This is a genomic window from Bizionia sp., from assembly GCF_048259285.1.
Taxonomy (GTDB): domain Bacteria; phylum Bacteroidota; class Bacteroidia; order Flavobacteriales; family Flavobacteriaceae; genus Algorimicrobium; species Algorimicrobium hallyeonense.
Map to the genome: position 1 here is coordinate 1 of NZ_JBLXHU010000060.1, position 8,469 is coordinate 8,469.

The window sequence follows — 8,469 nt, forward strand, 5'->3', positions numbered from 1 at the left end:
TCGGTACTGGCTTTCATGATATCGATAAACAGCAACCGATTGTGGTCTACTGCCGCAGCGGCAGCCGCTCAGCCATGGCGATGGACGCACTGAAAAAGCAGGGCTTTAGCAATGTGCACAACGGCGGCGGGTTGAATGAGATGCAGGAAACGCAAATGGAAATGGGGCCGCTGAATTAGGGTGGCTTCCATCTGCGTTTACGTGCGGAATTGTCCGCGCTGATACAAAGGGCTGAGCTCCTTCTACTAGCTCAGCTTTGGACAAAATGCGTTACGAAAAATCGAACATTAGCAATTAATTAATAGCTTTTTGTAAGTCAAATATTGCCAGTTAATACTCATTCGTACAGTACGCACTTTATCTGCTTGTTTTTAATACTGGCCAACTTATTCCATTCCAAGAACTACATACAGCGATCGAGCTATTATCAATTCATTCTAAAGAACTTCAACCAAGTTAATTAAATTAACTAGTTCTCTAAGTAACATTTAAAAAAGGGGCAAAAGGGGCGTTAGCCCCTTCTATTTTACTGCTTCTCTAAGTTTTCTCACCACATTATGATCATGAAAAAACTTAACACAAGCAAATATAAATAGCCCCATTTGGGCTATTTGATAATTTACCGAAGGGAGTCTACCTTGAGGTAAACCAATTATTTGAGTGTAGACATAAAAGGAAGGCAACAATCCGACAAGTATCATTATTAACAAATGCCAAAGAAGGAAGAAGCTATTTATTCCAACTCCTTTTTTTGCCACATCGAAAATAGGAGGTAGTAATATAAGAAATGATTGAAAATATATAACAACAGCAGCCATTGACCAATCTGGTACTGCGAAGACATCGCTATAACTACCGTGACTAACCTTTACCATTATCATTAAGATGAAAGGTGCAACAATCAATAAGAACTGAGTTCTAGATTCTATCATCTGCTACTATCTCATTGTTATCTATATTGTCATCTATCAAGTACTTGCCCACAGAGTCAATGACAGCACCTTTAATGACATAGTTTCCACTGGCATATAAGTACTTAGTATACTTGATATTGATTTGCAATAGGTGCCTTGCATCTATTTGTTGCTTCTTACCAAGTTGATAATCTCTCAGCCACTCGATATTCTTGAATGATGCTTCATAGGTATCACCAGTAATTATACTCTTAAACTTCCACTTACTATTTCCGAATACTTTAATTACCAAAACTCTTACGGTATCTACACCATCAAACTTCAAAACTTTCGGTTTTTCTAAATCCTTTGGTTTAACGCTAGACCTAAAAGCAGGGTTAAATCTAATAACATTATCAGGTATAACTGAGTCATCAGTATCATCAACTACTTCATATAATTGAACAGTTTCATCTTTTTGAACACCTTCTCCCGCTTTGGATACCAATTCTAAAACTCTAGCTAGTACTTGATCATCTAACGTAATCCCATGAACATCAAATAGTTCACTTAGCTCTTTTTCTAGAGTGGATTTTTTCTCATAGAATGTAGGAATGTCATTTACATCCCCAGTATCTATTAATTTAGATAAAAACTGATCACCATTAAACAGCGTATTTACTGTGGTTAAAAAGCTTGAAATCCGTTCACAAAGATGGTCACGAATTGATCCTTCACTTAGACGCTTAAAAGCGAGTTCGTAGTTTGCATCAGGGTCAATACGAGACAAGAGATGATGGTTAAACATTTCCAATGCCTCTGCGTAATAGGCTACTGAATGTAACACCTCTGTTTGTGCGCCAGTGCGACTAGATGAATTATTATATTTCAAAATCAAAGAACGAGTTTTTACTTGCTCATCCTTGTGAAGAGAGTCTTGGAACTGAGAACGAACAAAGTCGAGATCAATTTGAGCGTTGTTTTTGTTAGTAGCCATAGAAACCAATTGCCGTTGTGTTTTTTTTGGAAAATATCATAGATTTCATCTAGGTAGAACTCACGTTGTGTTTTTTATGATTTAAAACATGAAGACTTTAACCCTGCCTTGCCCAATCGGATGCGATACGCTCACAGCTTTGTAGTACCGACCTAACTCCTAATACTGAGTAATCAGTAAATTTCAGTTATCCGATTCAAATGAATCACAAAGTAATTTCAGACCTGTGAACCAGAAACAGTAAGCCGAATATTGTGTTAGATCACAATCGAAAAACCTTTGCTTGCTTTAAGCTAACCGTCCGAAAAGGGAGGTTTTCTTTTATCTTAGCCCCGTCAATGCTATGAGGTTACATGGAATTTCTTCCCATGGTACCACACGGGGATTTACAACGAACACCACTAGGATAATAGATAAATTTTAGTAGGATAAAAACCCATGAACAGGATGTGATTGATTAAAAGGTCTACCAAATAATGAGGCAAAAGCGACTTATAACTCACCTGAAACCACCAAATCAGGGCAAAAAATCAGGACGATTTTTTAGGTTTTTGGCGTAGGGAACGCCTAAAACCGGCCCGGCCAACGTCAAAGAGCCCAAGCGCCTTTCTGGTTACTCTTTGGCAAGACAAAGAGTGACTGGCACGCTTGCACCAAGCCTAAAAGAAATCACAAAAATCCAAGCGTGACATACAACGCCACCAAACCATTAACCCTAGCAACCGGCGCAACAACCGCGACGATATTTTCGCTTTTTGGCGTCGGGAACGCCTAAAACCGGCCTGGCCAGCGCCAAAGAAACCAAGCGTTTTCCTGATTACTCTTTGGGGAAGCAAAGAGTAACTGGCACGATCTCTCGAACAAACAATCACTGTTTATCGCCTTACTCCAGGGTTCCCGAAATTAGCGACAGCAGTAGGCGATCATCAGCATCACTATTATCAACAGTTCTGCGAATCAATTACAGAAAAGTAACACCCCAGAAACGGTAAAAAATAATCCTACCCATTTTAACGCTAGATCACCACGTGAAAATCATGGCCAACTAACCCATGTCTTATCTTCTGATTTATTCTTTCTACTAATTTCGTAGTGCATAACAATCCCTCCCAATCCCATCAGAAAATAAATAAATGCTGACAACAACACCACTAATGAAATTTTATATCTCGCGACTTGAGTTGGATAGTCACCTGGGTCTAAATCATTTGTTAGGTATATTGTTTTTTCTGCTTGATCGATTCTGGAAACAATACCTTTAATTGGTTTAGACTCTCTTTGGCTGCAATCCTGGCATAGTGCAAGGCGAACAACTGAAGAATATTTTTCATCACAAATTTTTTTATGATCAACCTCACCAGGTTCAAATAAACTTTTAGCTTTTTCATTTTCTTTAATATTACTATCAAACTTAAATCTTATATGTTTCACTTTTTTATTAACAGTATTTATCCAAGCTTTGGTATTACCGCGTCGACATGAGTGATATAACGAAGACTTTAATGAATAATTATTTTTAGGTAGACCGCCTTCAAAGAACAAAAAATACTCACCTTCACTACTGTAATAAACATTAAAAACCGTAAGAAAGTCTTTTAACTCAATATTATCAAGATCTTTATTATCACGAATTATTTTGCTAGGTTCTTCCACTCCGAACTTTTCGACATTGTGATTATAAAATGTTTTAAGTTCTTCCTGGATGCTATCTTTCGAATCCTCGTAGTATGCGAGAGCTAGTAAAAACTGTACACATAAAAAAACAAATAGCATTATTGAACCGTTAGTATTATCTTGTTCATAGTTATGGCCATTTATCTTTTCAACATGCATTAATCCTGTACGACGAACACTGAGATCTGTTAGTACTGCTTGATAATGCTTACCATCAATCAAAGGGATTTGGCTATCGATTAGTACATTTCCTATCGTACCAACGCATTTCCAGTCATGCTCTTCATCATAATAAATTTTCCTTTCCTTATAGACACCTTCTATTTTATACCCCTTAGTAATATGGTACAAAAGAAAGATACTACCTAAAATAGAAACAAACACACATAAAGTAAAAAAAATAAGTGTCCCGTTTGAAGGAATAGAAGTAGCAAAAAATAATGACAGGTAAGCTATCAAAGAAAATCCTATAACGAAAAAATCCAATTTGGTTATATTTAATGTTTTCCTCAATGAAAAGACAGGCATTATTTCATCAATAACATCAAAACCATCAATCCTACTCACATAGAAGCAATTTTTATGTACGACACCTTCAATCTCAACTTTTTTATTTTCGAAATCACATAGTAGATCATTATTAAAACTATCGTCATTTAGGAATTCGTAGCCATTTAATTTTCGAGTTGATACGATTTTATATGGTGTATGGACAGTCTCAACTCTCATCCCGTTAACAGACAAATCATACCATCTAGTTTGACTCGATCCACTACCATAATACAATACACCATTAACTTTATAAACTAAGTTGCTCTTGAATTTCTTTTTGTAGATTTTCCTCAATAACATCAATTTATTTTCTGATAAAGAATATGATAGTGTACTTTTAGAATTAATATATTCTCTAATAGTCTTTTCCCTTAACATCTTGGTTGTTGAAACATTAGATAACATTCCTAACACACGGATCAAGAATATAAAAAACACAATCACGCTTATAAAAAAAACCATTTCCAACCCTATAAATCAATAAACGTTAAAAATATAAAACTCAGAGTGAAATTTAAATAAATTTATAGAATTTCTCATAAATTGATATTGTTAACTCTAGAGTAATCATATTAATTAGGCTATTATCGGCAACACACCTTGTCTAATATGAGTGAATGAAAGTAACATAACGTCAGTTCCTAAAAAATTATTAATTGATGCTCCATCATCGATAAACAATAGTTCTAGGCTTTACTTAGTTACCTTAAATAGCAAGGTATACTATGTCTTTCACTGAATTGGAGATATCTACACCTCTAACCCGACAAAGCTGCTTAAAAAATCCCTTCAGGTTCAAATTGATGACAGATCACCTCTCGACCATAACCGTCCATTTCTTCTTGAGTCACGTACATGACGAATGAACCGCACGGCACACTCACTGCTTTGGGATCATCATAGGCAGCATACGTCGAGTAAGTGTGAGTCATCACGTAGTAAATGGAACCTCCCCACACAGTTACACTTAAGGCCAAAAACCACGTAACACTGGATCTATTGCGCCATCTTGCTGGCACCCAATCCCACAACACTTCATCATGAAATGTTTTTCGATATAAGTCATAGTTAGCCCACTGAGAACATAGGCAAGCAGATAATGCCCAAAAAACCACATCAGGAACGACAACACCACTAAAAAATTCAATGTTCAATAAAGCTGCTACCCAAAGCATCGAAAAAGAAAGGATAACAAAACCTTTCAAGTGCATACGCTTATAAAAGTAATATAAAAAACCACCAAAAAACGCGGGAAAATTGGACATCATAGAAAAAGACAGTCGTTCTTTAAAAGGTGATTTTCTATAAATCTCACTTTTTAGAATCATTGAGTGACTAAGTTCATCGGCTCCAAATTTTTTTAACAAATGAAAGCGACGCTTCCACTTATCACTAATATCCAAGTTATCTATCTCGCACATGTTTTTCCCCAAAAAAATTCATCTTTTTTATTATCAATACCAATACTTATATTGAAGTACGTTAGTTGTCCAAACCGCATTGCTCTTAATTACCACATTTGAGTAAATAACCCTACCACAGCATAATATTAAAAATCGTCTGCATGTTAGTAAATATTGAATAAACATTCACCACACTAACAACTTAAAATAAACAAGAATTAAAAATGCAGTCGTCAACCCCGCCCAACCTAAGGCTTTAGTTACAACTTCAGGAGAGCTCTTGTTTAAATGAGGAAACAATATGATTCCAAACGATAACGCTGGCAAAAGACCATAGAGTAGCCCCATATACTTAGACGAGACAGCTGGGAATGGCCCTATCATCAGGTAGACAACAAGATAAATTCCATACAGTCCCACTGCAATACTTGCTTCCTTTAGAGACGTGCCACAACCTTCTACACAAAAGTAAAGCGACGCTAAAACGATCAACACTATTATCTCGATTAGATAGTCCGCCTCAATTTCGCTTTCACCTTAGACTGTCCAAACTCATATACCATCAGTTCGGTTAGCCTGACTACTTTAAAATTCATTGTAGAATCCCCCAAGGTTTCAATGGCGCTTATTCTACCTAATCAATTGGCATTAAAGGATTTACAAACACCAAGCAACGCTACAAATTGCGTACAATGTGATTTTAATCCATCAAAACATCAACTATTGGTGATAATTCCCCTACTAAATAGATCAATCGAATGAGATTTTTTAGAGCTAGCACAGCAATATGATTTTGCCCCTCACTGAGCAAATTTTTGCCCGGCAAAAAACTCAGTTATCATTCAGTGATGATGACAACGCTTTAAAATTCAGGAAACCAATGAAACAGCGCGATAGAATTAGACGTGCAGGAATAGCCTTGCTAACCTTTGCCATCTCGGGTTGACTATCGTTTTAACCAAATTCACTCCAACGGGAATACATCTGGTATACGTGCTGACGAGATAATAAAACTTCCCCAAAGGACATTTAAAACCCAAAAACCATAAGGTTTATATGACCCCAAACAATGTTATCGAAAACTAAAATCCGAATACTGTCCGTTTTAATGCTGACTTTTACCTTAGGTGGTTGGCTGTGGATGTCTACTGGCTTATACGCAGACTATATAGACATTCTAAACCGACGTCCGGAAGTCACACTGTCAATTTTATCTCTATGGGTTCCAGTAGGCTTTTTAGGCACACTGTTATCATTGATGTTTTTGGGAAGCGTAGCCATTTATACCGGCAAACAAGCGCGGTTGGTTATTGACGCTAAATGGATGAAATTGGCGAACAGAGTGTGTATTTATTTCGCATTAGCCGGAATTGCCTTTGCCGCAGGTTGGACCTATCACTCTCTGGACCTGCTCGATCGCTATGGCTACGTTTATAGCTCAGGCCTAACTGAGTTCACCCCTACAGGCATTCATTTAGTCTATGTTCTGGCGAGATAACAAATCCGGCACAATACGTAGAGCTTGGCGGAGATTTTTAAACCACAGCGTGAGATACATATCCATGAAGTTTTTGTTTTTCAAAATACCACTCATCCTGAGAGAATAGTGAATGCTATCAAAAACTAAAATCCGCTTTTGTATCTCGTTGCTATTGTTGTTTTTCTTCCTGATTTGGTTTTATGTCTCCAAAGGAGTTCTAGGTGACTACATCGATCTATTATCTCATGCAACAGTGGTACAAGTTTCCGTCATTACTCTTTGGCTGCCGGTTGGTTTTTTAGGCGTGCTACTTTGTATGCTTTGGATGTCTCCTAAAGCTCTGTGGAAAGGCAAGAAAATCAACCAAATCTACTCACCTAAAGCGATTCAGCGAGCGAATAACATTTCTATTTACTTTGCATTGGCCGGTATTGCCTTTGCCGTAGGTTGGACCTATCACTCTCTGGACCTGCTCGATCGCTATGGCTATGTTTATAGCTCAGCTCTAACTAAGTTCACACCAACAGGAATACATCTGATTTATGTATTGCCGAAATAATAACTCCCTAAATAGATTATTTAACTAGATAAGCCCTTTTTTAATTTCACGTCATTGCTGAAAAACAACTGATTTATTGAATGCCCCTGAATAATTTTATGACTAAGTTAATAAAACCTTGCTTGTGGTCGCATTACAGCTAAATCTCTTATCTTAAGGATTTACCATGATTAAGTTAGTCACTCTTTTCTTCACCCTCTTCTTAATTCAAGGCTGTACATATACCTCTCATCTAGAATCGGGAACATCTGAGCTTTCATCTGTATCCTTCGAGGGAAAGGTTATTCGTGCTTCAGTAAACAATACTACAGACAGCAGTCTGTTAGGAACGAAAATCAGGAATGAACTTATCGTATATATTGATGATCACAGGATTATAGAATCACCTATGTACGATGATTTTTCCGGCAATTTTACGGCGGTATATAAGTCTGATGTTTTCACTATTCAGTGTCAAAAACCTGCATTTTATAAAACTGTTGAATGTCTTGTTCATGCGAACAATACATTTGTTGGCAAATTAATTTTTGAATATGTAATTTAAAATAATCTTTTTATAGTTTAGAGGACAAGGTCTGCTAATTACAGACCTTGTCAAGGTTAGGAAAAATCAGATAAACGCCTAAAACCGGCCCGGCCAACGCCAACGAACCCAGGCGCCTTTCTGGTCACTCTTTGGCGCAAGCAAAGAGTGACTGGCACCCTTGCACCAAGCCTAAAAGAAATCACCCAAGCCAAAGCGTGACATACAACCCCACCAAACCATTAACCCTAGCAACCAGCGCTCAAGCTGCACTCTTCACACCATGAAGCCCCCTCACTATACTGGCAAAAATATCCCGCCCGACCGGTGTCAGAGCATCGGGGAAATCGTAATCCGGGTTGTGGAGTTGCGGGCTTTGCTGGCCGGA

The 8,469-nt window shown here is 37.5% G+C and carries 7 protein-coding genes; 3 read left to right on the forward strand and 4 right to left on the reverse strand.

Annotated elements, in window-relative coordinates:
* Window positions 1–20 precede the first annotated feature (20 nt).
* Complete coding sequence (locus ACN0QX_RS14430) at window positions 21–179, forward strand: rhodanese-like domain-containing protein (RefSeq protein WP_417197970.1); 159 nt, start codon at window positions 21–23, stop codon at window positions 177–179.
* A 342-nt stretch (window positions 180–521) separates the two neighbouring features.
* Here ACN0QX_RS14430 and ACN0QX_RS14435 read toward each other — a convergent pair whose 3' ends face one another.
* The 4 genes from ACN0QX_RS14435 to ACN0QX_RS14450 all read right to left on the reverse strand — a co-directional run bounded on the left by ACN0QX_RS14435 (window position 522) and on the right by ACN0QX_RS14450 (window position 5,537).
* Complete coding sequence (locus ACN0QX_RS14435) at window positions 522–932, reverse strand: hypothetical protein (RefSeq protein ID WP_417197959.1); 411 nt, start codon at window positions 930–932, stop codon at window positions 522–524.
* Complete coding sequence (locus tag ACN0QX_RS14440; protein ID WP_417197961.1) at window positions 919–1,890, reverse strand: hypothetical protein; 972 nt, start codon at window positions 1,888–1,890, stop codon at window positions 919–921. Before ACN0QX_RS14440 ends, ACN0QX_RS14435 begins: the two co-directional genes overlap by 14 nt.
* A 1,035-nt stretch (window positions 1,891–2,925) precedes the next feature.
* A complete protein-coding gene (locus ACN0QX_RS14445) occupies window positions 2,926–4,521 on the reverse strand; it encodes a hypothetical protein (RefSeq protein ID WP_417197963.1) in 1,596 nt (531 codons plus the stop codon).
* Between the two features lie 371 nt (window positions 4,522–4,892).
* Window positions 4,893–5,537 carry a DUF2628 domain-containing protein gene (locus ACN0QX_RS14450; protein WP_417197965.1) on the reverse strand — a complete coding sequence of 215 codons (645 nt, stop codon included), beginning with the start codon at window positions 5,535–5,537 and terminating at the stop codon, window positions 4,893–4,895.
* A gap of 1,051 nt (window positions 5,538–6,588) precedes the next feature.
* On the opposite strand from ACN0QX_RS14450, the gene ACN0QX_RS14455 reads away from it, so the two are divergent.
* The gene (locus ACN0QX_RS14455) at window positions 6,589–7,017 is read left to right on the forward strand and encodes a hypothetical protein (RefSeq protein WP_417197967.1); all 429 of its coding nucleotides are present in this window, start codon (window positions 6,589–6,591) and stop codon (window positions 7,015–7,017) included.
* Window positions 7,018–7,129: 112 nt separating this feature from the next.
* Window positions 7,130–7,558, forward strand: coding sequence for a hypothetical protein (locus ACN0QX_RS14460; RefSeq protein WP_417197968.1), 429 nt, complete (start codon window positions 7,130–7,132; stop codon window positions 7,556–7,558).
* Window positions 7,559–8,469: the final 911 nt, after the last annotated feature.

Excerpts from the sequence above, each read along its gene's own strand:
- ACN0QX_RS14435 (WP_417197959.1), bottom strand. The coding sequence starts at position 932 with ATGATAGAATCTAGAACTCAGTTCTTATTGATTGTTGCACCTTTCATC.
- ACN0QX_RS14440 (WP_417197961.1), bottom strand. The coding sequence starts at position 1,890 with ATGGCTACTAACAAAAACAACGCTCAAATTGATCTCGACTTTGTTCGT.
- ACN0QX_RS14445 (WP_417197963.1), bottom strand. The coding sequence starts at position 4,521 with ATGTTATCTAATGTTTCAACAACCAAGATGTTAAGGGAAAAGACTATT.
- ACN0QX_RS14450 (WP_417197965.1), bottom strand. The coding sequence starts at position 5,537 with ATGTGCGAGATAGATAACTTGGATATTAGTGATAAGTGGAAGCGTCGC.
- ACN0QX_RS14455 (WP_417197967.1), top strand. The coding sequence starts at position 6,589 with ATGTTATCGAAAACTAAAATCCGAATACTGTCCGTTTTAATGCTGACT.
- ACN0QX_RS14460 (WP_417197968.1), top strand. The coding sequence starts at position 7,130 with ATGCTATCAAAAACTAAAATCCGCTTTTGTATCTCGTTGCTATTGTTG.